The sequence below is a fragment of the Sphingobacterium sp. LZ7M1 genome (assembly GCF_024296865.1).
GTDB lineage: Bacteria > Bacteroidota > Bacteroidia > Sphingobacteriales > Sphingobacteriaceae > Sphingobacterium.
In genome coordinates this window covers 869,867-895,643 of record NZ_CP101134.1, presented here as the reverse complement: position 1 = coordinate 895,643, position 25,777 = coordinate 869,867, and the positions used below count along the sequence as shown (strand labels likewise).

The window sequence follows — 25,777 nt, the reverse complement described above, 5'->3', positions numbered from 1 at the left end:
GATAAATTTTATGGATTTTAGAATCGATAATATGTACCCTTTCTATCTCAAATCTCCTATCTCATATCTCACATCTCCCTTTACACAAAAGCACTAAATCCCGTAATACTTCTTCCAACGATCAAGGAATTGATTTCTTTGGTTCCTTCGTAAGAGTAGATAGCTTCGGCGTCTGCAAGGAAGCGAGCTACGTTATATTCCAATAGGATACCGTTTCCGCCCATTACCTCGCGGGCCTTGGATACGATATCGCGCATGCGAAGGGTACAGAAGACCTTGGCCAAGGAAGCATGTTCATCTCTAAGTTTTTCGTCGTCCTGTAATTCCGAAAGACGGAAAACCAGCGTTTGCATGGCGGTCAGATTGGACAACATTTCAACCAGGTGGTTTTGGATCAACTGGAAGGAAGCGATGGGTTTACCAAATTGTTCTCGCTTGATGGTATAGTCCAATGCATTTTCATAGGCTCCACGAGCACATCCAACAGCCATCCACGCCACTCCTGCCCTCGTCATCTGAAGCACCTTGGCCGTATCCTTGAAGGAATTGGCATAAGGCATACGATCTGATTCCGGAACAACACAATCTGTCAAGGTGATCAGGCCATTCTGCACAATGCGCAAGGCCATCTTATCCTTGATCTTCTCTACGGCAAAGCCAGGATTCTCCTTGCGGACAATAAAGCCTTTCACCTGTTGGTCATCCAGGTCCCTTGCCCAGATTATGGTAATATCCGAAAAGGTAGAGTTACCTATCCATTTCTTTTGACCGTTCAATATCCAATTATCTCCATCACGTTTACAGGTCGTGGTCAAACCACCAGCTGTCGCAGAACCCACCAAAGGTTCCGTCAAGCCGAAAGCACCAATTTTGTTCAGCTGTTGCATGGCCGGCAACCATTCATTTTTCTGCTCATCCGAACCGCACATATAGATAGACCCCATGGCCAAACCGCTCTGTACACCCAGGAAGGTAGCAATGGAAGGATCGACGCGGCCGAATTCAGCGGCAATAATACCATCCATAAGGGAAGTACCACCTGCACAGCCATAACCATCATAAACATAACCACAGACATTGAGCTCCCTCAACTTGGGAATGATCTCGAAAGGAAATTCATCATGTAACCAATATTTATTGACGATGGGCTGTATTTCAGTTTCCAGGAAGGTCCTGACTTTCATCTGCAGGGCTCTATCCTCTTCCGAAAGTTTTGCCGATATATCATAAAAGTCAGCATTGATTGGAGGTGGATCTTTTTTCTTTTTACTTCCAGTCAACATTTTCATGGCCATTTTGAGCTGATTTTCGTCCATTTTCGAAACAGCACCCAAAACTTCCGCCAAATCCACTTTCTTCGATATCTTCTCCAATTGCTCCAAATCCACTGATTTCATGAGTTTTAGGATGTTCTGTAGTCTTTCTAGCATAGTATTCTTTTAAAAATTTAACAGAAATATAACAATTTTTGTTTTTTCTTGTTGCAAATCAGCAAAACAGTAGTATATTTGCGCTGCCTTAAGGAAAATATTTAAAATCAAACGACTGAAAATCAAAAGGTTCAATAAAAATTTTAAAAAAATATCTTTTCTTGGGTTACCTTTTTAGGTATTGGGTATTAAGAATTAAATAAACAAATTTGTTTCAACTAAATAGAAAATTAAAAATGAAAAATTTATTCAAATTCGGATTCTTAGGTTTAGCATTAACTATCGGTGTTGCTTCTTGTAACAACGCAGAAACTAAAACTGAAGCTACTGCTGACTCTTTGTCAAACGTTGTAGATTCAACTACTGAAAACGTAGCTGATTCATTAGAAAATGTTGCTGATTCAGTTCGTGCAACTGGTGATTCTATCGCTGATTCTTTGAAAAACGTTCAATAATCCGAACAGATTTTAAAAATACATCAAGAGCTCGTTTAAGAAACGAGCTTTTGTTGTTTATGGGAGGGAGATATGAGTATTGAGATATGAGTATTGAGATATTAACCTACATCTCTACTGTATCAAATCTCACATCTCAAATCCATCCCCAATAACCTACACCCCCACTGTCTCATATCTCACATCTCAAATCACAAATCTATCCCCATTAAATTACCCACTCACTGTCACACATCTCATATCTCACATCTCAAATCCATCCCCAATAACCTACACCCCCACTGTCTCATATCTCACATCTCAAATCACAAATCTATCCCCATTAAATTACCCACTCACTGTCACACATCTCATATCTCACATCTCAAATCCCATTTCCCATTTCCCATATCTCACATCTATTTCTTATTTTTGCATCCGTACTAAAGAAAATAAAATGACTTTATCCCCATTGACTGCAATCACACCCATTGATGGCAGATATTACAATACCACCAAAGATCTATCGAATTACTTCTCAGAGTTCGCATTAATAAAATACCGTGTCTTAGTTGAAGTAGAATACTTTATCGCGCTCAGTGAATCAGGTATTCCGCAATTGAGCCATTTTGATGGTAGCTTAAATGATAAGTTACGTGATATCTACAAAAACTTCAGTTTGGAAGATGCGCAATGGATTAAGGATACAGAAAAGGTAACGAACCATGATGTGAAAGCCGTGGAGTACTTCCTGAAAAATGAATTTGAGAAATTAGGTCTGCATGACTCCCTTGAATTCATCCACTTTGGCTTGACATCCCAGGACATCAATAATACCGCAATCCCGCATTCCTGGAAGGATGCCCTGAAAGAGGTTTACCAACCTGCCATCAGCGAATTGCTGGAGGAATTGAAAAAACTGAGTGCAGAATGGGAGAATATTTCCATGTTGGCCCGTACACATGGACAACCTGCCTCTCCTACCCGTTTAGGAAAAGAAATCAAAGTATTTGTAGAACGTATCGAAAAACAGTTGCACCTGTTGAACCAAGTTCCATTCTCAGCTAAGTTCGGCGGAGCAACTGGAAACTTAAACGCGCACCATGTTGCCTACCCGAATCATGATTGGGTGGCCTTCGGCAATAAATTCGTTAACGAAACATTGGGCCTTGATCGATCGCAAACCACTACCCAAATTGAACACTATGATAACTTCGCTGCCAGCTGCGATGGCTTAAAGCGAATCAACAATATCATTATCGACCTTTGTCGTGATATATGGACCTATATCTCCATGGATTACTTCAAACAAAAGATTACTGCAGGACAGATTGGTTCCTCAGCGATGCCACATAAGGTAAACCCTATCGATTTTGAAAATGCTGAAGGAAACCTAGGCTTGGCAAATGCGGTATTGGAACACCTAGCAGCAAAACTTCCAATCTCCAGATTACAGAGAGACCTGACCGACTCCACTGTTCTCAGAAACATCGGCGTTCCATTCTCCTATACCTTGATCGCAATCAAATCTACTTTGAGAGGATTGAGGAAATTGATCTTGAACGAAGCAGCCTTCCAAGCCGACCTTGAAAACAACTGGGCCGTGGTAGCAGAAGCGATCCAAACCATATTGAGACGCGAAGGCTATCCAAAACCTTACGAGGTATTGAAGGACCTGACCCGTACCAATACCCACGTGACCAAGGACACGATTGCGGCATTTGTGGATCAGTTGAATGTTACAGAAGAGGTGAAAGAAGAGATCAAAGCCATCTCTCCAAGTAATTACACGGGCGTAAAGCTGTAAGCTTTTACGAAGTAATGACGCTTAGCAATAGGTATTAACAGTATATTTGTGTTTTTATTTTACAATTAGAATTCATGGCAACGATTAACGTATATACAGAAAGCACCCCAAATCCAGCAACAATGAAGTTCTTGGTCAACAAACTGTTGATCAACGGAAGCTTGGATTATCCAGATAGAGAAAAAGCGCAGGAATCTGCTTTTGCAAAGGAACTGTTCAAGTTCAACTTTGTAAATGGCGTTTTCTTCGCCAGCAATTTCGTTACCATTACCAAGACTGAAGATGCAGAATGGGATGATATCGAAGCCTTATTGAAAGAATTCGTTAAGGGCGCTGTAGAATCTGAATTGGCAGTGAAACCTGTTGAACATTCAGAAGACGTAGTCTTTGAAGGAAATGATGTAGAAATAAAAATCCAACAGGTATTGCACGACTATGTTCGCCCAGCGGTAGAACAGGACGGTGGTGCTATTGCCTACAAATCCTTTGACAATGGAACAGTTACCGTGGAACTCCGCGGATCGTGTTCAGGTTGCCCATCTTCAACCATTACCTTAAAAGCCGGAATCGAAGGTTTATTGAAGCGCATGGTCCCTGAAGTGGAGGAAGTGGTAGCAAATGCAATGTAATATAGAACAGAAAGTATTTAGTAGTTAGTATTTAGACCTTGTTTGAAGGGATTTAGATTTTAAGTATTAATAAACTGAATCAAAATTTATAGGGAAGAGTTGCCTGAAAGGGCGACTCTTTTTTTGTGGCATTTGGTTCCAAAATGGACAAAAAATGTGGCATGGGCTTCGGGAATACTTTTACCCATATTCGAGACATATTCGGAAAATTCAAAACATGTCTCGAATAAGAGCAAATTAAGGCTCGGATGCTTTGGTAGATGACAATCGGAATTTTAGGTTTTAGTTATTCTAAACCATTCCAAAAATATGTGTATATTCAGAGCAGGTCAATTGACAGCCTAGACTTTAAATTTTCAGATAAATGTGAATTGTGGACAAAATTCCTTTGGAACCGTTGGTTACGGTCTAAATAATTCAGCTTTTTCAAGGGCACTCCATTAAAAATCACTAACTTTATCGGCAAAATAATCGAAATTTTATACTTTAAAATGAGTGCAGATATAAACAAATTAGAACAGATCGCTTCGCAAGTAAGAAGAGACATTGTTCGTATGGTGCATGCATGCCAATCAGGACACCCAGGGGGATCTTTGGGTTGTACTGACTACTTTGTGGCCTTGTACTTTCACGCGATGAAAAATGACCCATCTTTCAACATGGATGGCATTGGTGAAGATATTTTCTTCTTGTCTAACGGTCACATCTCTCCAGTTTTCTACAGTACATTGGCTAGAGCTGGTTATTTTCCAGTGAGCGAATTAGCTACTTTCAGAAAAATCAACTCTCGTCTTCAAGGTCATCCGACTACACATGAGCACCTTCCAGGAATCCGTATCGCTTCAGGTTCTTTAGGCCAAGGTCTTTCAGTGGCTATCGGTGCAGCACAAGCTAAAAAGTTGAACAAAGACAACAATTTGGTTTATGTATTGATGGGCGACGGTGAATTGCAAGAAGGTCAGGTTTGGGAAGCTGCTATGTACGCGCCTCACAATAAAGTAGACAATTTGATCGCAGCAGTGGATTACAACCGTGCGCAGATCGATGGTTCAACGGATGATGTATTGTCATTAGGAAACCTACGTGCTAAATGGGAAGCTTTTGGATGGGACGTATTGGAAGTGAACAAAGGTAATGACATGGCATCTGTAATTGCTGGATTGGACGAGGCTAAATCTCGTACTGGAAAAGGCAAACCAGTGATCATTTTATTGCACACTGAAATGGGTTCAGGTGTTGATTTCATGATGGGCTCACACAAATGGCATGGAGTTGCTCCAAACGACGAGCAATTAGAATCTGCTTTAAATCAAATCCCTAGAACCATAGGCGATTATTAATCACTGTTTACGATAGTATTTGTAATGAAAAAATATACATACACAGAATCAAAAGATACACGTTCAGGTTTCGGTGCTGGTTTATTGGAAGCTGGCCAGAAAAATGAGAACGTAGTAGCCTTATGTGCTGACTTGATCGGTTCATTGAAAATGAACGACTTTATAAAAGCTTATCCAGAGCGTTTCTTCCAAATTGGTATTGCGGAAGCGAACATGATGGGTATCGCTGCGGGTCTTACCATTGGAGGTAAGATTCCTTTTACTGGAACTTTTGCCAACTTCTCAACTGGTCGTGTTTATGACCAAATCCGTCAATCAATTGCGTACTCAGGCAAGAACGTTAAGATCTGTGCTTCACACGCTGGTTTGACTTTAGGAGAAGATGGTGCTACTCACCAGATCTTGGAAGATATCGGTCTGATGAAAATGTTGCCTGGTATGACGGTGATCAATCCATGTGACTACAACCAAACAAAAGCGGCTACTGTTGCGTTAGTAGACCATGAAGGTCCTGTTTACCTTCGTTTCGGACGTCCAGTAGTTCCTAACTTCACTCCTGCTGACCAAAAATTTGAGATCGGCAAAGCGGTAATGTTAAATGAAGGTACCGATGTTACGATCGTAGCAACAGGTCATTTGGTTTGGGAAGCGATCCAAGCGGGTGAAGAATTGGAGAAATTAGGCATCAATGCTGAAATCATCAATATTCACACCATTAAACCATTGGATGAAGAAGCGATCCTAAAATCAGTGACCAAAACAGGCTGTGTGGTTACCGCTGAAGAGCACAACCGTCTTGGCGGTCTTGGCGATAGCGTGGCGCAATTATTGGCACAGAAATTACCTACTCCACAGGAGTATGTTGCAGTGAACGATAGCTTCGGCGAGTCGGGAACTCCAGCTCAATTGATGGAAAAATACGGTTTAAATGCTGCAAATATTGTTAATGCAGTACGTAAAGTCATTACAAGAAAATAACAATCTATGGAAGATTCCCTGATAATAGCAAAGTTTGCGGATGAAAAAACTCGTGAAGAGGCATTCCGCTTATTGCTTAAAAAATATCAGCAAAAGATTTATTGGCATGTCAGACGTATGGTCATTGACCACGACGACGCCGATGATGTTGTACAAGATATCTTTATCAAAGTATGGCGCAATCTTGAGAAATTCAGGGAAGATTCGCAATTGTATACTTGGTTATACCGCATTGCTACCAATGAGTGTATCACCTTTTTGAACAAGAAAAAGCAAAAGCAGAGTGTTTCATTGGATGATGATAGCTCTGCTTATCTTGCAGACTCCTTGGCAGACGGTGCCTATTTCAATGGTGACAAGGCACAAATGAAATTACAGCAAGCTCTTTTGATCTTGCCGGACAAACAAAGGCTGGTCTTTAACATGAAATATTTCGAGGACATGAAGTACGAAGAGATATCCGAGGTGTTAGGAACCAGTGTCGGAGCCTTAAAAGCTTCGTACCACTTAGCAGTTAAAAAAATAGAGAACTTTTTTGCCTCAAACGATTAAACCTTTTGCCGCAAAAACTATCTATTATGGTACTATGAAAGAAAATAACACATATTACGAAAACTTAGGAGGCAACCAACTACCTAACTCGTTGCGTGTCAACCCTTTCATTGTACCTGAAAATTACTTTGAAAAGCTAACCGAAAGAAGTCTGTTCTTCGCTAAACTTGATCAAATTTCAGACACAGGAAAAGTAGGATTGAGCACTCCAAATGGATTCTTTGAACAACAAGAGTCCCAACTGTTAGGTCAGATCAAGATCGACCAGTACAGAGATGCTGAAAACTTCAGTGTGCCTGAGCAGTATTTTGATCAATTGAGTGAGCAGATCCTTGGCCAAGTCCACATAGACGGGGTCAGAGAAATGGAAGAAACAGAAGTTCCTGCTGGTTACTTTGATAACTTGACTGCTCGTATTCTAGACAGAATTGAAGAAGAAGAGTTAACGCTAGAGATAGCTGAACCAGGATTTACCGTTCCTGAGGGTTATTTTGAAGAAGCTGATGATCAAATCATGGCTTCAATCTATACCGAAGAATTGAAATCTAAAGTTCAGGCAGATGGGTTTGAAGTACCTGCGGGTTATTTCGATCAGCTGTCAACCGCTATCCTTGACAAAGTTCAGGACAAGAAGGTCATTCAATTGCCTTCACGTAATGAGTCTGAAACTTCAGTTTCTGGGAAGAAAAGAAAAGTGTATGCTTGGTTGAGCTCAGCCGCTGCAGCCTGTGTAGCCGCAGTGATCGGGGTGTCTGTTTACAATGCAGAATACAACCAACCCATGCAAGCGGAAAAGGTGTCGTTGAATGAAATTCCAGAAGATGAAATTATCAACTACCTTTCCAATTACAGTGATGCTTCTGACCTAGAGTACTATGCAGAGTACATCTATCAGCCAGAGGAAGCACTAAATGTGGGGGAGGGAATCGATAAGGAAGTTTTAGAAGATTACTTAAATTATAATTTATAATGATTCGTTTAAAACATATTATTTCAACGCTCTGTTTGATTTGGATAGCTTGTTTTGTTGCGAATGGACAGTCACGCCAAGAAAGATTTGAAGCAATTGAGAAGCAGAAGGCGGCTTATATTACCAAACAACTGAGATTAACTCCAACCGAAGCACAGCAATTCTTTCCACTGTACAATCAGTACTCGAAAGAAATCAGAGGTGTCAAGTCAAAGAAATCGCAAGGCCACCAAAACAGTGGCAACCGCGGCAATTCCTTCAGACCCGGCAATGATGTAATAGAATACGATGCGCAAGAAGTGGATATCAAGAAAAAATACCGGTCCAAGTTCTCCGATGTCCTGGGGCAATCCCGAGCATCTCAGTTCTTTGCCGTAGAACAAGAGTTTATAGAGTTGCTGTATAAGGAACTAAACAGCAGAAGACATTAATAAAAAGAAGCGCTAGCGCTTCTTTTTTTATGCCCTATTTTATAATAAGCCTGTAAATTCATGAACCTTCCAACCTTAAAGTTTTATGAAAGTTTCTGTTTATGCCTATCTTTGCCACATCATGATAAGTAATAGAGAACTCTTCCTAAAAAACACTGCCCAAACCTCAGATTCACCAAGATTATTAGAAATCGACCGTGCTGAAGGTATATATCTATATGGGCCAAACGGAGAGAAATATATGGATTTGGTCTCTGGCTTCAATGTCAGCAACATTGGCCATAGACATCCTCAAGTCTTAAAAGCAATCCAGGAACAGCTGGACCGTTTCATGCATGTAACCGTGTATGGCGAATTCGTTCAAGCCCCACAGGTGCTGTTAGCTACGGAACTATTAGAAGTCTTGCCTGACTCCTTCCAATCGGTTTACTTTACCAATTCGGGAGCGGAGGCTGTAGAAGGTTCGATGAAAGTGGCCAAGAAATTCACCGGTCGCAGGGAAATCATCGCTGCCAAACAGGCCTACCATGGCAGTACGCAAGGCGCCTTGAGCCTTATCGGCAATGATGAATATCGCGTAGCCTATGCCCCACTCCTTCCTGAGATTTCCTTTATTGAATACAATAACCTGCCTGACCTGGATAAGATCAGCGATAAGACAGCAGCGGTCATCGTGGAAGCCATTCAAGGGGAAGCCGGTGTTCGGGTGCCTAGCAAAGAATATATGCAAGCCCTGCGCAAGAAATGCACGGAATCTGGAGCGCTCCTGATATTCGATGAAATACAGACTGGATTCGGTAGGACAGGGAAATTATTTGCCTTTGAAAATTTTGGTATCGTACCGGATATCCTGATGTTGGCTAAAGGTATTGGTGGCGGAATGCCTTTGGGTGCTTTTGTAGCCCCAAAGGAAATGATGGACGTGATCAAATCAAACCCAATGCTGGGTCATATCACCACCTTTGGCGGCCATCCGGTGAGCTGTGCTGCAGCAAGGGCATCCCTGAAGGTGATACAAGATGAAAAGCTTGTTGAATCGGTAGAGCGTAAGGCCAATCTGTTTAGGGCGGAGCTCAAAATTCCGCAAATCAAGGAAATCCGTGGCTTGGGACTGATGATGTGCCTGCAATTGGACAACTTTGACCAAGTCTACCAAGTGAGCAACTATTGTGCATCCAAAGGCTTGATCATTGACTGGTACCTACATTGTGAAACGGCATTGCGCATTGCCCCTCCATTGACGATCAGTGAGGAAGAAATCATCCAATCCTGCAAAATAATTAAGGAAGGGATTGAAAAATTCTGTTAGAATAGCTAAATTGCTGTAACACTATCAACCTATTTAATCATAAAAATGGAGAACAGAAGAGACTTTTTAAAGAAAAGCTTGTTGACATTGGGAGCAGCCGGCTTAGGAACATCATTCGCAAACGCCATAGATTTTTCTACGGGTGCTAAGGCTAAACTGAGCATCAACCAAGGGGATGTCATCCTCTTTCAAGGTGACTCGATTACCGATGCAGGCAGAAATAAGGAAAACCTGAACCCTAACGATGGCAATGCTTTTGGAAACGGCTATGCTTTTATGGCAGCAAGTACCCTTCTTAATAAATATGCAGACAAAGATATCAAGGTCTATAATCGCGGAATCAGTGGAAACCGTGTTCCTGACCTAATCAATCGCTGGCAAAAGGATGCATTGGACCTAAAACCCAATATCCTGAGCATTATGATCGGTGTAAACGACTTCTGGAGAACCATGGATAGTGGCGCAAAAAATTCGCCTGAGCAATATAAAGCGCAGTATAAAGAGTTGCTGGACAAAACCAAAGCAGCCCTTCCTGATGTAAAATTGATTATCATCGAACCTTTTGGTGTCAAGAACGTAAAGCATGTTACGGATGCTTGGTTTCCTGAGTTTCCAAAATACCTGAACGCAGCCAAAGAAATCGCTCAAGAATATGGCGCTATCTTTTTGCCCTACCAAAGCATCTTTGACCAAGGCCTGAAAAGAAACAGCAACGGCGGCTACTGGACCACCGACGGTGTACATACCACGATGGCCGGTGCCAACCTGATGGCCGAATCTTGGCTTAAATTGATAAAATAAAAAAATCTCGCCTCAGATAAACTGAGGCGAGATTTTTTTATTTTAGATATGAGTATTGAGATATGAGTATTGAGATATTAAATTTGTTAGCCTTTCTATCTCACATCTAACATCTCATATCTCACATCTAAAGGACCCTAACCAACAAACCTTTCAGATACTCACTTTCTGGGAAGGAAGCACGGACAGGATGGTCTTCGGGTTGGCAATATTGATAGATAAATTGGATTTCTTTACCGGCGTCTAGAGCGGCCCAAGCGATGACCTGTTTGAAGGTATCGATGTCCATGGCTCCTGAGCAGGAAAACGTAGCCAGAAGGCCTCCGCTATTAAGAAGCATAAGCCCGCGTCTATTCAGGTCTTTGTACGCTCGGGAAGCTTTTTCTAATGCAGACCTTGTTGGTGCATATTTTGGTGGATCTAAAACGATGACATCAAACTTCTCCCCCTGCTCCCCCAATTCCCTCAGGTATTTATTGACATCAGACTGTACAGCGGTATGTTTGTTGCTATCAAATCCATTGAGCTTGATATTGTTCTTTAAGGTTTCGATAGCCAGTCCTGAGCTGTCAACAGAAGTAATGGAGCTCGCACCTTCGCGAAAGGCATTCAGGGTAAACCCGCCAGAGTAACTAAAGCAATCTAACATCTTCTTATCCTTTGCATAACTCGCCGTAATGGCTCTATTTTCGCGTTGATCGCAATAAAAGCCAGACTTCTGCCCTTCTACGATATTGACTTGATAATGTATACCATTTTCAATGACATCAACGAATTCAGGAGGTACGGTTCCAAAAAGAAGACCATTGGTATCAGGGAGCCCTTCATATTCTCTAGATTTCAGGTCACTGCGCTCATAGATCCCTTTGGGTTGTAATAACTGAACGAGCTGATCGACGATAATATCCTTTACTTTTTCAATTCCTGCGGAATGAACCTGTACGGAAATAAAGTCGGCATATTTATCGGCTATCAATCCTGGTAGGAAGTCGGCCTCTGCGAAGATCAATCGAACGGTATTGTTGCTATCGTGCAATAAGCTCAAACGGTTATTGACCGCTTTGCTTACCCGATTGCGCCACCATTGTTCAGTGATCTCCTGACTAGGGTCCCATTCCAATAAGCGGACCGCAACCCTCGAGTTACCATTGTATATACCGTAGGCAATAAATTCATCTTCTATGTTGTAGACAGAAACGATATCTCCATTTTGCGGTTTGCCCAGGGCAGCTGAGATTGCACCGGAAAAGACCCATGGATGTAATTGCCAAGCGGCTTTATCCTTTCCTTTGTTCAGGATTATTTTATTCATGAATGCAAAAATAAATAGAATTGAAAGAAATTAATTCATCATGGAATAAAAAACTTTGAATAACAGACTCCCTTTCATGATTTTTATCCTCTTCTTTTCTTACCGTTGGAACCTTTATTCTCTTTCAACATTTATTTTCATTATATTCATAACAACCACTAATAAACATCTTATGAGACTTTTCATCACTATCTTCCTATTTATTTCGATTTTCTTTCAATCCCTTTCTGCACAAGAGGTAACCATCAAAGGCACCATCAGCAACTTTGGCGACAGCATAAAGTATGTTCACCTATCCAGTTTTAATGGTTTTCAAGTGCATAAATTGAGTAACAATACTTTTGAATTTAAGATCCCTGGTGAATTGCCTAAGGAACAGGTAAACCATTCTTTCTTTGTACTGAGCAAAAATGAATATCCAACATTCGATGAGTTACATGATGAATTGTTAAATAGAAAGGAAATTACCTATGAAAGAGATGCATTGCCTATAATCGTGGATAATAATAACATGATAATAACCTTAGATGCAAAAGAGAAAAAAGCATCTGTAGAGGATAGTGAATTGAATAAGCAACTAGCTGAAATGAATGCTCTCCGAGAACAACAAAGGGTGAAATATAAGGAGAAGGAGGCCTCATTAGAAGAGATTACAGAATGGGGATTTAATGAAAAGATCAATGCACTAAATAAATACCCAAATTCCTTATTGACGGTTGAATACTTGGGAAATTTCTTAACGAATCCGTTTATGTCTACAGGCTTTCCAGAATTATCGCCGAAGCATTTGGAGCAAATCGAGGAACTAATAGCCAAAGTTAAGGAGCAAGACCTCTCTCTGAACAAAATCAATGAGCTGCAGAATCAATATGATATGGTAGACCATAAGAATAAATTGATGACTAATATAGATTTTCCTTCACTAAAATTAAGTAACCTCAAGAATGAAAAACTCAATATCAAAGATTTATACAAGGAAGCAGACTATATCGTCATTGATGTTTGGGCAACATGGTGCGTTCCTTGCCTTCAACAGCATCCTGAATATGAAAGGATTGCAGGTATAAGTAAAAAGAACATCAAATTTATTGGGTTATCCATTGATCAAAAAGAAGATGTTTGGAAAAGCCACCTAGCCAAAGAACCAAAGAAATATGATAATTTTTGGTTGGATAAGTCAGAAGTAAAGGTTTTGGAAGATTCTTTGTCCGTACAAAGCTACCCTACCTATATGATCATCAATACAAAGACTGGGAAATTGGCGAAAATCAGGTTCCCTTTAGATAGGCTGGAAGAACTATTGGCAACCCTGGAATAACTTGCTTTATTAGAATAAAAAAAGGATCAATCCGATATTCTTGGATTGATCCTTTTTGCATGTATAGAAGATATTAATTGTTCTCTATCAAGTAAGCCTTGAAGGCGTCGTAATCTACTTTCAACTCTTCTGCCAGCTTTGGTTTGCCTTGCAGCTTCTCAGCACCCTCTGGTAGTTTAACTTCTTTATAAACCTCCTCTGAAATCGCTTCGGGGAACTTACAAGGATGTGCCGTGGATAGGAACACCGAAGCATATTCGCCAGGATGATCTTTCCTGTAGGCTTCGGACGCTAGGTAAGCAATCGCTGTATGCGGACAGGCCACATATTTGAACTTCTCATACAGCTCATCCATTCCTTTTTTGGTTTCTTCGTCATTGTAGGTGTATGAACTGATTATTCCCTGCAGTTCCGAAAGATTATTATGGAATAGGTCTTGGATACGGACCCAGTTACTTGGGTTTCCAACGTCCATCGCATTTGCCAAGGTCTGAACGGAGGCTTTTGGTTCGTACTTTCCAGATTGCAAGAAACGCGGCACCGTATCATTGACATTCGTACCTGCCACGAAATGCGAAACCGGTAATCCCATCTTATAGGCCAATAAGCCCGCTCCAATATTCCCAAAGTTTCCACTAGGTACGGTGAAGACCACTTCTTGCATACCCTGAGCTTTCAACTGCGCATAGGCCCAGAAATAATAGAAGGTCTGCGGAATCAATCTGGCAATATTGATAGAATTCGCGGAAGTAAGCCTTAGTTTTTGGTTCAGCTCAGGATCATTGAAAGCCTGCTTAACCAAGGCTTGGCAATCATCAAAGGTGCCTTCCACTTCCAATGCCCGGATGTTTTGTCCATTGGTCGTTAATTGTTCTTCCTGAACCTTAGAGACCTTGCCCTTTGGGTAAAGGATGGTCACTCGAGTACCTTCAACGTCAAGGAAGCCTAAGGCCACAGCCCCACCGGTGTCACCAGAGGTGGCTACCAATACGTCTAACAGTTGTTCGCCTTGTTTTGAGAAGTATCCCATAACACGGCTCATAAATCGGGCTCCAAAGTCCTTAAAAGCATAAGATGGTCCATGGAAAAGCTCCAACACCGCTGTTTCAGCGCTAAGGAAACGCAATGGTGCATCAAAATTGATGGCATCATTGATGATGGCCTTGAGGTCCTTTTCAGGGATGTCATTCCCGATAATCGCATTGGCTATCTGAAAGGCAATCTCCTGAAAGGAGTATTGCTGGATATTTTTAATGAAATAAGGATCTAGGCTTGGGATATTCTCCGGCATATAAAGTCCCTTATCTTGAGGAAGGGAATTAAAAACTGCCTCTTGAAAGGATACGCGTAGATCTTTATTGTTAGTACTATAGAATTGCATTGTAATAAGTTTAGGTTTAAGAAAGAATTTTGGGTCCTTCCGCATTGACTGCAGAGACAAACTGTAAGCTATCGATACCATTGGCGGTTAAATGCTCTTGAATACGATCTACTGCCAATTGAGCAGCCTCAGCACCCTTGCTGATAGCAACCACGGAAGGTCCGGAACCCGAGATCCCAAAGCTTAGCACGCCAGCTTCCATCGCTATGCGTTTCATTTCATAGAATTCAGGTATCAAGATCGCCCGCGTAGGTTCGATCAGTACATCGTGCATACTTCTGCCGATCAAGTCATAATCACTACGGTATAATCCTGCCACAAGACCTGCTATATTGCCCCATTGATTAACCGCATCTTTTAAGGATACTTTTTCCTTGATCAATTGCCTTGCGTCCCTTGTCGGAACATCCACTTGTGGAAACACAATACCAGCTACTAAATCTTCTGGTACAGGCAGATTGATGATATCTAGGGGTTCATAACCTCTGATCAAGGTAATACCACCCATCAGTGCAGGAGCAACATTATCGGCATGGCCATGACCACAGGCCAATCGTTCACCCTCTACACAGAAAGGCATCAGCTCATTCTTGGTCAAAGGATTCCCCAAAAGGGCGTTTATGGCAAACAAACCTGCCACCGTACTCGCCGAACTAGAACCTAATCCACTTCCAATAGGCATGTGCTTGATCAGGTCGATTTCTACGCCGACTTCATCTTCAAGCCCTAAATGGCTCAACAACATCTTGACACAGGCGCTCACGGTATTCTTATCAGGGTCTAATGGCAAACGGCCATCGTCTCCTTGGATGGAGCGAATCCGAACTCCAGACTCTTTCACCCGTTGCATATAAACCTCATCTCCAGGTTTATCTACGGCAAAACCCAATATATCAAAGCCACAGATCATATTTGCTACCGTTGCTGGAGCAAACACCCGTACTTCTTTTAACCATTTATCTGGATTCAATATATTTCCCTTATTTACTAATTGTTCAGGATTTGACATGATTTCTATTGTTTTAGAATTAAGCTCCGACGTTTACTAAATCTGCGAACACCCCTCCAGCGGTAACTTCCGCCCCAGCACCAGGACCTTTTACCACCAATGGACGTTCTTTATATCTTTCCGTCGTAAATGAAATAATATTATCGCTTCCTGATAAGGCATAGAATGGATGGCTCTCATCGACCATTTGCAAACTGATTGCAACTTTACCATTCTCTAATGTACCGATGTATCGAATTACCTTACCTTGCTTTTCTGCTTCTTCTTTCAAATTATTGAAGTAATCATCAGCTTTTAACAGCTCTGCATAGAATTCATCCACCGAATCGGCCTTCAAACAGCTTTCTGGAAGAATATTACCCAATTGAACATCTGTAGACTCAATCGGATATCCAGCATCCCTACCCAAGATCAACATCTTACGCATAAAATCGATCCCTCCTAAATCATCACGGGGATCAGGCTCTGTAAATCCTAACTCCTGCGCTTTCTTAACTACATCGTAGAATGAAGCATCTCCCTTGAAATTATTAAAGATATAGGAGATGGTTCCAGATAGGATAGCCTCTATCTTCAACAAGCGGTCGCCACTCATCATCAAGTCCTTAAGAACCCTAACAATCGGCAGGCCAGCACCAACATTGGTTTCATAGAAGAAATCTACACCATGCTTTCTAGCCGTCTCATGCAATAGTTTATATTGAGCATAATCTCCAGAGTTTGCGATCTTATTACAGGTTACAATTGAGATATTCGCCTTAAAGATATTTTCATAATAGGTTGCGGGCAATTTACTCGCCGTATTGTCGATAAACACACAGTTTGGTAGGTTCATCTCCTGCATCTTTGCGATAAAGGTTGCTAAATCCGCCACTTCACCGTTAGCATCCATTTCTTCTTTCCAATTGCCAAGATCTATTCCATCGGCATTGAAATACATCCTTCTGGAATTAGAAATACCAACTACTTTGACTTCTATATCATTTTGCTCTTCCAAGAAAGCGTGCTGTTTATGTAATTGGCTGAACAAAGTAGAACCAATATTGCCTGTTCCAATATTGAACACATGAAGCGTTTTCTTTAACTCGGCGAAAAAGGCATCATGTACTGCGTTCAGCGCCTTAGAAAGGTCTTCCTTATTGATGATGACTGAAATATTGAATTCTGAAGAGCCTTGAGCAATTGCACGCACATTGATACCATTACGTCCAAGCGCATGGAATAACTTACCCGACATGCCAGGCGTACGTTTCATGTTCTCCCCTACGATTGCCAAGATGGATAGGTCACTTTCCACAACTGGCAGGGATAACTTATTGGCCAAAAGCTCTAGTTCGAATTCATTCTGGATAAGCTCAACGGCCTTTTGCGAATCACTTGGATTTACAGCAAAAGTGATACTGTGCTCGGAAGAAGATTGCGTAATCAAGATGACGTTAATCTGCTCCCTAGCCAATAAGGTAAACAGACGACCACTGAATCCGGACTTACCAACCATTCCACTACCCGTAAGGTTAATTACCGACACATCGGAAATCGAAGAGATACCTTTGATCGGAAAACCTGACTTTCCAGTCTCAAACTGGATTACCGTTCCAGGGAATTTCGGTTGAAAGGTGTTGCGGATTACAATCGGAATCTTTTTCATAAAAGCCGGAACCATCGTTGGAGGATAGATGACTTTCGCTCCAAAATAAGAAAGCTCCATAGCTTCAGTATAGGAAAGGACAGGCAACGAAAAAGCTTTCTTAACAATTCTAGGGTCTGCGGTCAACATCCCGTTCACATCTGTCCAGATCTCAATTGCAGAAGCATTCAGCACCGAACCGAAGATGGCAGCGGTATAATCTGAACCACCACGCCCTAAAGTTGTAATCCTGCCTTTATCATTAGAACCGATGAATCCAGTTACAAATAGGAGTTTATCGGCATGTGTTTGAGAAAGTGCTTGGATTAATTGTGCAGTAAGCGGTTCGTTGAGGTGGGCATTTCCAAAATTGGAATCTGTTTTAATATAGTGGGATGCGTTGATGTATTCTGCTTCGGGGACTTCCTGTTCCATGATCTTGGCGACCAAATAATTACTGCAGCGTTCGCCATAAGAGATGATCAGATCTTTGCTCTGATTACTAAGTTCCTTTAAAGCGGTAACCCCTTGCAGCAGGTCTTCCAATTCATTGACCAAGAGTTTCAATCTTGTTAACACGGGATTTTGAAACTTCACGGCAATTAATTTTTTGACCACTTCAAAGTGTTTCTCTTCCAAGAGTTTCAGATCCTCGGCAAAAGGCTTACCTTCCGCTGCATCTTCAGCCATTTTTGTCAACAGGTTGGTGATTCCTGACATCGCTGACAACACGACCAATGGCTTTTCTCCAGCTTCGTAAGATTCCTTTACGATGGCTAATACTGCTTTGATACTTTCTACGGAACCTACGGATGTCCCGCCAAATTTTAGAATTTTCATGCTTTCTTGCTCTGTTTATTTACTGTTTGTTTTATCGGAAATAAAAAAAGCCTTCCTCAAAAGAGGAAGGCTTCTAATATCTGTACTAATTACTATACAATAGAATCACTTCCTCCTGGTATTGCCCCCGGTGGTAATGATAATTGTAATAATAATAGATGCGTTTAACATTAATTTTGTTTTTGAATGTCCAAATATATTATTAAATTTTATATAACAATGTAGTTTTATTAAAAAAATTAAAAAAAATTATAAAAAGTAGCCCTATATCAGATTAAGCCAATATTTAAATGTAAATCGACAAATGAAAGGTTAAACAGGTAAAAAATCCAAATGTTAAAAGTGTTAAAACTTTGTTAAATTTCTTTAAGAATGTTTTGAATTCTATACAGTATGTATTAGATTTGCTTCAGCTCGTTTGAAAAATTACAAAAAAATGAAGGCTTTCAGGGAGCTTATGGTTGTATAAATTAGCGATTTAATGAAAACAAAGAAACTAGTGGCAGTGATGCTATTCATAGGCTTATGTCTATTCTCGCAGGCTCAAACCAGCCAAAAATCCTCAGACCCTGATAACCTAGCAAAAGAATACTTCTCTCAAATCATGGGCGTTGCATCAAACGCTACTACCAACACAAAACTTTATCAGTTTGTTTACGAATGGTTAGGAACTCCTTATCGCCTTGGAGGTGATTCTAAAAGAGGGATCGACTGTTCTAAATTCTCGTTGGCAGTTTATGAGAATGTGTTCAACACCACGATCGGTTATAATAGCCGCAATCAATATTCCAATGTAACCCCTATTCGTAAGAATGATTTACAACCTGGAGACTTGGTGTTCTTTAAGATCAGAAGCAGAAGCATTACCCACGTAGGTGTTTATTTAGGAGATGATAAATTTGCACATGCGTCATCTAGTAAAGGTGTCATGGTAAGTAACCTAAATGAAGCTTACTGGAAGCGATACTACTATAACGGTGGCCGTCCTAAATTGGAAGATGGCGAGCGTATCATGACTGCTGATGCCAACCCAAATCAGAAAAGCAATCTTCACTAGAACAAACTAGAGTTATAAAATATTAAAATAAAGTCCGAAAGTCATGCTTTCGGACTTTATTTTTTAAATTTTTGCTAAATTTACCCCTATCAAAAAAGCAACAATGTCATCTAAGAAAACACTTATCCTCAATAAAGAGCAGATCCTTCAAAAGTCCAAACGTATTGCCTATCAAATCGTAGAAGATAACTTTGACGAGTCTACAATTGTTCTTGTTGGTCTAGCTGACCGCGGTTATGTATTTGCCGAACGCTTACAGAAGATACTTATGGAAATAGCACCTGACAAAACCTTTGAATTGATCAAAGTAACTGTGCAAAAAACCAAGCGTAAACTGGAAGCGACAACAGATGTTCCGATTGAAACAGCAAAGGATAAAGTAATCATCTTGATAGACGACGTTTTAAACAGCGGTAGGACCTTGGCTTATGGCCTGGGTGTGTTTCTTAACGTTCCATTAAAACGCATGCGTACAGCCGTTCTAATCGACCGTAGCCACCATCAGTTCCCGGTGTTCAGTGATTATTATGGATTAAAGCTTTCAACCATCCTCAAAGAACACGTTGAGGTGGTCCTGGAGGAATTCGATAAAAAAGAAGATGCGGCATATTTATCATAGCCGCATCTTCCTTTTAAAATTCTATTTGTTTAGGTAATCCCTCTATTAACTCTTACCCTTATAAATCTTCAGCTTCTGACCAATGCGTAGGTTAGACCCACGAAGGTTATTATCTGATTTTATCTTATTTACGGTAGCCCCACGGTGCTTTCCAGCGATCTCTGACAAGGTATCCCCTTTACGCACCACATAGGTTACATAAGTAGGGTTACTTTTCACGGCGGTCTTTGCACGTGTTGCTGCCAGCACATTCTTGGACAGTTCCTCATCAATGGCTCTTGAAACCACCAAGGTCCTTCCTGCAATCGAACTTCTTGAAGTCAGGTTGTTCCAAGCCATTAAGTTTTGGACGCTGACGCCATATTTTCTAGAAATAGTCTGCAAGGTCTCCCCTTTTGTTACCTTATGGTCCTTGTCCTCTTTTACATCCACTGCTGCGATGGCTTTTTGAATAGCCTCGTCCTGCGGATTATGCAGGGCAGCATAGATCAACGAATCGCTCATCGATTCATTAATGGGGATCACCAAACGTCTTTGTTTCTCAGGACTTGCAACCACCACTTCGCGCTTATAACCTGGGTTCAATTGCTTCAACAATTCAGGAGAACAGGTCAAGGCAGATGCAAGTTGCTTAATATTGACCGATTTATCCAGCATCAGGACCTTATGGTCTGTCTGCAGATCATTCACCTCCGAATCCAAGCCATACAGCTCTGCATGGTTCAGCACATAGGTCATCGCAATGAATTTCGGTATATAGTTTTGGGTTTCTTTAGGAAGGAATGGCGACAGTTCCCAGTAGTTCGGGCTGTTCAATCCAGAACGGATAATGGCGCGACGCACACAGCCTCTACCGCAGTTATACGAAGCCAGGGCCAACAACCAATCATTGAATTCATCATAAGCCTCCTTTAAATAACTGGAGACCGCATAGGTTGTCGAGTATACATCCTTTCGCTCGTCAAAATTAGAATCCATGGTCAGGTTATAGACCTTAGCGGTGCCATAGATAAACTGCCATGGGCCAACGGCTCCAGAAGTGGAAACGGTATGCGGGTTTAGGGAAGATTCAATAACGGACAGATACTTTACCTCATCGGGCACGCCTTGTTCGGCAAAGATCTGGTCATAGATCGGGAAATAATATTCGCTCAAGCCTAGCAGCTTTTCCATATAAGGCTTGTAATTCCTGGAAATATATTTATCCAGATAAGCCTTGACGCGGACATTATATTCCAAAGGGACCGTTTTCTGGATCCTTTGGATCCGCTGGGCGATATTGACGTCCTCTTCACTGAAGACAACGCTGCCACCTGCCAGTTGCTTGACAGAATCCAACATCAGGAAAGTCTTTTCCTTATCTTTCTCTAATTGGTCAATAATATTGGCCTGAAAGGTTTCCCCAAAGACAGTTGGATCCACCTGCTGTTCCTGTGCGTACCCAAACTTCAGGACACACAAGCCTATTGTAACTAGGAAACTAATTTTTTTGTTCATAAGTAATCGCTACTGTAAAAACTATCTGTGTTAGTTCTTCGCTTATCGTTGGCAATTTGTGCCAATTCTTTTTGGTTAGCTATAAAAAAAAGTTTCACCAGACACATGACGTATCCAGTGAAACTTTATAAAATCTTTTAATGAAAATAATTAACCTTGTTTGTTAACTGTATCATTATTAGCTGTTGTATTTGTGTTGCCTTCAGCATTTGGATCATCTTTTTGGCCTTCTTTGAATTCTTTCACGCCACGTCCTAACCCACGCATCAATTCAGGAATTTTCTTTCCCCCAAATAACAATAACGCCAATACCACGATAATGATAATCTCATTGGTACCGATAAATAATAATCCTGATGTATACATATTCTACTAATTTACTGATTCTTTTCTTTTAGTGTATCTAACAAATATATAGATAAATAATTTAAATCCCTGTAACTATCTTGCTATCCATATTGAAGGATTCATCGAAGTTGTACCGCGATAAACGCTCAAGTCTATATAGGAATAACCTACCTCTGGATCGGAGTCTGCAGCCCCGATTACGGTCCCTGTAGAGATCTTCTGACCCTTGCTTACATTTACCGATTTCAGGTTTGAATAAGCCGTCAGATACTCACCATGTTGAACCACCACGGCATACGATCCGATATTGATAACCTGCAATACCGTACCTTCAAATACCGTTTTTACAGGTGCCCCATCCGATGTACGGATACGGATATAATCATAGAAGTCACGAACTCCACGCTCTACCGTAACACTACCGTAGTTACGTACAATATTACCCTGTCCTACCGGCCATGGCAAACGTCCTCTGTTGGATGAGAAACCAGCCGACAACTTGGTTGCTTCCGGTGAGTTGTTCAATACAGCTGAACCTGTTTTCTTTTCAATTTTCTTCTCGGCTTCTGTAACAGTGGTACCTGTTTTCTTAGCCTCAGCTTCCGCCAATCTTCTTCTGCGTTCTTCCTCAGCTCTACGTGCTGCTTCTACCTCACGGGCAATGGCAGTCTTGATCGCTGCATCCAGGCGTTTCTTTTCTTGTTGTTTTTTCGTCAACTGACCGCGGAACGTACGCTCCTCACGAGCCAATTGGTTCAACTCCTGAGAGTGGGCCGCTTTATCCTTGGCTATGGTATTACGCTCAGCTTCCTGTTCTTTCAACAGGGACTGTTGCGTCTTTTTATCTCTTTCCAATTGCGCAATCTTCAGCTCGATCTGTTTCTTGGTTCCCTCGATCTCGGCAACCTTGACCTTTCGGGCATCAGTAAATTGCTGCAGGTATTTTACCCTTTTAAAGGCTTGGTTAAAGTCCTTTGAAGCGAAGATAAACATCATCTTATTGTAGGAGTTCTTGTTCCTAAATGCAAATAGGATCATCTTTTCATAATCCTGTCTCATTTTTTCCAACTCCGCCTTAAGCTTATCTACGATGGCATTATTTGATGAAATGTTTTTGTTGATAATGCGCAACTCCGAATTGATGGTACTGATTTTATTCTCCCTCAGGTCCAACTGCTTGCTCAGCGCAGCAACTTCCTGTTGGGATAGGATCTTCTCCTGGGTCTTGGCACTTAATATTTTTTGGAGCTCAGCAATTTCTCTATCTATTCTTTCCCTTTGTTTCTTTAATTCCAAACTACTTTGTCCATAGCTCAAGCCAACAAATAGCAATAAGGAAAATATACTGAGTACAATCTTTTTAAAATCCATGAAATGTTAAATTCTTTCGTCTCTATTTTACAGAACTTCCAAAAATAAGGATATACTTAATACGAAAATAATAAAAACACAATTTCTTTACATTCAATCAGCCTAGCAATTAATTGATTGCCTTATATCTGGACGGAATACTGAAGTAAAGTTCCACGCCTTTATTGAATTCCGACTTGTTGTAAAGCAAGTCTGAAGACACTTTCGCACCACTACCTTCAATGTTTAACGTGAATCTCTGTGGAAAATTATGTCCGTCAATTACAGCAAACTCACTGTACTGAGCTTCCAATTTATTGGATTTGCCCAGCTCCATCAAGTTGAACAGGGTCGGTCTGTTACTTTTGTTCACACCGTAATGAAAGGTCAATCCATCCTTCACCCCGATAACCTGCACATCGTCTTCACTGGTCGCGATCTGCAATTGATCGGTACGCAACATCTCTGTTGATATATTGCCTACCAAGATATCCTGCAACATCCTAAAGGAAATACCAGGATTGGTATACCTATATATATAGGAAAATGGTTTAGCGATATACTCGCTCTGCAATCTATTGATGATCTTTACACTGTCTGGAGTAATCAAGACCCGGGCAGCTTCAATCCCCAAGAGTGCAGTAACCGAAATCCAAATGGCCTTATCCCGTTCCATACGCACATTCAAGGTTACGTTCTGGGTCTCTTCACCAAACTGCACCCTTGCCTTTGCCCGACCTGAGAAGGTGATAAAGTTCAAATTGTTCAATTCATAGGTGCTCAAAAGGTCCTTACCCTTTGCTGTAGCAGCGGCATCCCCCTTCTTAACGGTTGCCTTTTTACTGGCACAGGCTGATGCAAGCATCAATACCGCCAAGACCAAACTGATTTTACTCAATATATTTCTTCTCACTGATTTTCTGTTTTAACTTTTCCTTATCCAAGGCACTTCCTTCCGAATAGGTCATCGCCTTCTCCCATTGCTTCAATGCTTCCTTGGTCTTTCCTAATTTGATCAGGATATCACCATAATGATCATATAATACGCCCGATGGTTCCGAATTTTTGATCGCTTTCTCGATCCATACCAAGGCTTCCTGATATTTCCCTTGTTGGAATAGCACCCAGGCATAGGTATCTTGGAAGGTTCCAGAATTTGGCTCCAACTCATTTGCCTTCTTGGCGTATGCAGCAGCTTTATCCAGATCTTTCTTTTGTAGCGAAAGATAATAGGCGGCATTGTTCATCACCGTTACATTGTTGCTATCCAATTTGATTGCTTCCTCGTACGCCACTTCAGATGCCGACTCCATCTTGATCTCATGGTAAAGGTCACCCAAACCACCGTAAATCATGGACTTCACGAAGTCATTCTCATTGCCGCTCTGATCCAGGGCACGCTCAAGGAACAACCTGGCGTTGTCGGTATCTTTTTTCATCATATAGGCAACCCCAACAAAATAAGTGATGATCACATTATTGGGATTATGGCTCAATGCCTCTTTTCCATCCACGATGGCTCCATCTAATTTGTTCTGCGCCAATTCCACATTGATCAACTTACGCCATGCATCCACATGCTGCGGGTTCATGCTCACCGTTGTCAAGTAAAGTGACTTGGCCTGGTCAAGGTCACCACGCATCCAAAGGATATCTCCTTTAAACATATGACTATCGGGCATCCTTGGGTGCTTTAACACCAAGGTGTTCGCCAAGTCCTGCAATTGGTCTTTCGTAAAATCCTTATTGTTGTTCACCAGGTTCATCATGACCCGATGCTTGTCGATAAAGGTTACCGCGTCTGATTGAAAGGCCTTTTTGATATTCTCAAAAGCCTGCGAGCCTTTTTTCAGCGCCATATTGGCATCTGCCATATCCAGGTAAAGCAGATCATCTTTTGTCGTGGCCAGCCCTTCATCCAAAACGGTCAGGGCTTCCTTCGGTTTCTTTTCGTCCAGCAAGATATAGCTCAGGCTACTGTACACCTGGCGAATCGGAGATTTTTTCTTTCTCCACTGTTGAAGAACCTCATTGGCTTCTCGTGGGCGATCCATATCCATCAGAATTTCAGCCTTCAGGACATCTAGGGTATCCGTTTCACCGAACTTAGCTTTCGTTTCTTCATATGTCTTCAATGCATCTTCCGATTTTTTACCGGCATGCTGCATCATGATCTTTTCACGATATACCTGCGGATTGTTGGGTTGCTTCTTGATGAACTCATCTAATAACTCGACCGCAGAGGTGAAATCACCTTTGCTCTTGTACAGTTCCAGAAGATGGTTGTTGTATATGATATTCTCAGGAGCAATCTTCACGGCCTCCTCAGCAGCAGGCAAGGCAACATCAAAGTTTCTAGCTTGAGCATATAACAAGGATTTCGCATAGTAGACCTCTGCTCCATTCGGGTATTTCTCCAGGGTCTCTTCAATACTTTGCAGAGCATTTGCTAAATCCCCACTTTTCAGCTTGGACTCAATAGATGCCAATTGCTCCTTATAACCCTTATCATCCTTCAATTCTTGCGCAAACAACACTTGTCCCGCCATCAACATTACTCCCAGAACCAGGGGTTTGCACCAATGTAATCTTCTCATCTAAATCTCTTTAATTATTCACCTTTTATCTTGCTTAGCGCACAGTCTAAGGCTATTCAAGGTAATAAATTAATTTTAAAGAGTACAAAAATGCAGAAAAGTTTAAATGAATATCTTTAAGAAATGTTAAATCACGATAAA

At 41.3% G+C, this 25,777-nt stretch carries 23 protein-coding genes; 13 read left to right on the top strand and 10 right to left on the bottom strand.

What is annotated here, in order from left to right:
• Positions 1-80 precede the first annotated feature (80 nt).
• Positions 81-1,430 carry an acyl-CoA dehydrogenase family protein gene (locus NMK93_RS03825; RefSeq protein WP_185210660.1) on the bottom strand — a complete coding sequence of 450 codons (1,350 nt, stop codon included), beginning with the start codon at positions 1,428-1,430 and terminating at the stop codon, positions 81-83.
• A 236-nt stretch (positions 1,431-1,666) separates the two neighbouring features.
• Between NMK93_RS03825 and NMK93_RS03820 the strand changes: the two genes are divergently transcribed.
• The 10 genes from NMK93_RS03820 to NMK93_RS03775 all read left to right on the top strand — a co-directional run bounded on the left by NMK93_RS03820 (position 1,667) and on the right by NMK93_RS03775 (position 10,681).
• Positions 1,667-1,885, top strand: coding sequence for a hypothetical protein (locus tag NMK93_RS03820; RefSeq protein ID WP_185210662.1), 219 nt, complete (start codon positions 1,667-1,669; stop codon positions 1,883-1,885).
• A 436-nt stretch (positions 1,886-2,321) separates the two neighbouring features.
• A complete protein-coding gene (purB, locus tag NMK93_RS03815; protein WP_254529693.1) occupies positions 2,322-3,671 on the top strand; it encodes an adenylosuccinate lyase in 1,350 nt (449 codons plus the stop codon).
• Positions 3,672-3,745: 74 nt separating this feature from the next.
• Complete coding sequence (locus tag NMK93_RS03810; RefSeq protein WP_093098771.1) at positions 3,746-4,300, top strand: NifU family protein; 555 nt, start codon at positions 3,746-3,748, stop codon at positions 4,298-4,300.
• Positions 4,301-4,791: 491 nt separating this feature from the next.
• Positions 4,792-5,640 (top strand): transketolase, encoded by an 849-nt coding sequence (locus NMK93_RS03805; protein WP_185210666.1) that lies wholly within the window; start codon positions 4,792-4,794, stop codon positions 5,638-5,640.
• Between the two features lie 24 nt (positions 5,641-5,664).
• Positions 5,665-6,618: a transketolase family protein gene (locus tag NMK93_RS03800; protein WP_185210668.1), complete on the top strand. Its 954-nt coding sequence runs from the start codon at positions 5,665-5,667 to the stop codon at positions 6,616-6,618.
• A gap of 6 nt (positions 6,619-6,624) precedes the next feature.
• Positions 6,625-7,170, top strand: coding sequence for an RNA polymerase sigma factor (locus NMK93_RS03795; RefSeq protein ID WP_185210669.1), 546 nt, complete (start codon positions 6,625-6,627; stop codon positions 7,168-7,170).
• A gap of 34 nt (positions 7,171-7,204) precedes the next feature.
• Entirely contained in the window at positions 7,205-8,140 is a 936-nt protein-coding gene (locus NMK93_RS03790; protein WP_185216091.1) for a hypothetical protein, read from the top strand.
• The gene (locus NMK93_RS03785) at positions 8,140-8,571 is read left to right on the top strand and encodes a hypothetical protein (RefSeq protein ID WP_254529691.1); all 432 of its coding nucleotides are present in this window, start codon (positions 8,140-8,142) and stop codon (positions 8,569-8,571) included. The genes NMK93_RS03790 and NMK93_RS03785 overlap by 1 nt, the downstream gene beginning before the upstream one ends.
• Positions 8,572-8,692: 121 nt before the next feature.
• The gene (locus tag NMK93_RS03780) at positions 8,693-9,880 is read left to right on the top strand and encodes an aspartate aminotransferase family protein (protein ID WP_254529909.1); all 1,188 of its coding nucleotides are present in this window, start codon (positions 8,693-8,695) and stop codon (positions 9,878-9,880) included.
• A 45-nt stretch (positions 9,881-9,925) separates the two neighbouring features.
• Entirely contained in the window at positions 9,926-10,681 is a 756-nt protein-coding gene (locus tag NMK93_RS03775) for an SGNH/GDSL hydrolase family protein (RefSeq protein ID WP_254529689.1), read from the top strand.
• 127 nt (positions 10,682-10,808) lie between these two features.
• Here the strand turns inward: NMK93_RS03775 and NMK93_RS03770 are convergent, their stop codons facing one another.
• Complete coding sequence (locus tag NMK93_RS03770) at positions 10,809-11,993, bottom strand: class I SAM-dependent rRNA methyltransferase (RefSeq protein WP_254529687.1); 1,185 nt, start codon at positions 11,991-11,993, stop codon at positions 10,809-10,811.
• A gap of 172 nt (positions 11,994-12,165) precedes the next feature.
• Here NMK93_RS03770 and NMK93_RS03765 point away from each other — a divergent pair, with 172 nt between their 5' ends.
• Entirely contained in the window at positions 12,166-13,311 is a 1,146-nt protein-coding gene (locus tag NMK93_RS03765) for a thioredoxin family protein (protein WP_254529685.1), read from the top strand.
• A 73-nt stretch (positions 13,312-13,384) separates the two neighbouring features.
• Here NMK93_RS03765 and thrC read toward each other — a convergent pair whose 3' ends face one another.
• From thrC to thrA, 3 genes are read right to left on the bottom strand one after another with little or no spacing between them, the layout of a single operon-like run.
• Complete coding sequence (gene thrC, locus NMK93_RS03760; protein ID WP_254529683.1) at positions 13,385-14,692, bottom strand: threonine synthase; 1,308 nt, start codon at positions 14,690-14,692, stop codon at positions 13,385-13,387.
• Between the two features lie 16 nt (positions 14,693-14,708).
• Positions 14,709-15,701, bottom strand: coding sequence for a homoserine kinase (locus tag NMK93_RS03755; RefSeq protein ID WP_254529681.1), 993 nt, complete (start codon positions 15,699-15,701; stop codon positions 14,709-14,711).
• Positions 15,702-15,720: 19 nt separating this feature from the next.
• Positions 15,721-18,168, bottom strand: a complete 2,448-nt coding sequence (gene thrA / locus NMK93_RS03750; RefSeq protein WP_185210682.1) for a bifunctional aspartate kinase/homoserine dehydrogenase I — start codon at positions 18,166-18,168, stop codon at positions 15,721-15,723.
• A gap of 481 nt (positions 18,169-18,649) precedes the next feature.
• Here thrA and NMK93_RS03745 point away from each other — a divergent pair, with 481 nt between their 5' ends.
• Together NMK93_RS03745 and NMK93_RS03740 are read left to right on the top strand one after the other, a co-directional pair.
• Positions 18,650-19,225 (top strand): C40 family peptidase, encoded by a 576-nt coding sequence (locus NMK93_RS03745; protein WP_185210684.1) that lies wholly within the window; start codon positions 18,650-18,652, stop codon positions 19,223-19,225.
• A gap of 103 nt (positions 19,226-19,328) precedes the next feature.
• On the top strand, positions 19,329-19,844 hold the full coding sequence (locus NMK93_RS03740) for a phosphoribosyltransferase family protein (RefSeq protein ID WP_185210686.1): 516 nt from the start codon (positions 19,329-19,331) through the stop codon (positions 19,842-19,844).
• Positions 19,845-19,889: 45 nt separating this feature from the next.
• Here NMK93_RS03740 and NMK93_RS03735 read toward each other — a convergent pair whose 3' ends face one another.
• The 5 genes from NMK93_RS03735 to NMK93_RS03715 all read right to left on the bottom strand — a co-directional run bounded on the left by NMK93_RS03735 (position 19,890) and on the right by NMK93_RS03715 (position 25,636).
• Positions 19,890-21,341, bottom strand: a complete 1,452-nt coding sequence (locus tag NMK93_RS03735; RefSeq protein WP_254529679.1) for a lytic transglycosylase domain-containing protein — start codon at positions 21,339-21,341, stop codon at positions 19,890-19,892.
• A gap of 150 nt (positions 21,342-21,491) precedes the next feature.
• The gene (locus NMK93_RS03730) at positions 21,492-21,707 is read right to left on the bottom strand and encodes a twin-arginine translocase TatA/TatE family subunit (protein WP_093098747.1); all 216 of its coding nucleotides are present in this window, start codon (positions 21,705-21,707) and stop codon (positions 21,492-21,494) included.
• A gap of 75 nt (positions 21,708-21,782) precedes the next feature.
• A complete protein-coding gene (locus NMK93_RS03725) occupies positions 21,783-23,060 on the bottom strand; it encodes a murein hydrolase activator EnvC (RefSeq protein ID WP_185216081.1) in 1,278 nt (425 codons plus the stop codon).
• Positions 23,061-23,169: 109 nt separating this feature from the next.
• A complete protein-coding gene (locus NMK93_RS03720) occupies positions 23,170-23,952 on the bottom strand; it encodes a DUF4292 domain-containing protein (protein ID WP_254529677.1) in 783 nt (260 codons plus the stop codon).
• Positions 23,930-25,636 (bottom strand): tetratricopeptide repeat protein, encoded by a 1,707-nt coding sequence (locus NMK93_RS03715; protein ID WP_254529675.1) that lies wholly within the window; start codon positions 25,634-25,636, stop codon positions 23,930-23,932. The genes NMK93_RS03720 and NMK93_RS03715 overlap by 23 nt, the downstream gene beginning before the upstream one ends.
• Positions 25,637-25,777 lie beyond the last annotated feature (141 nt).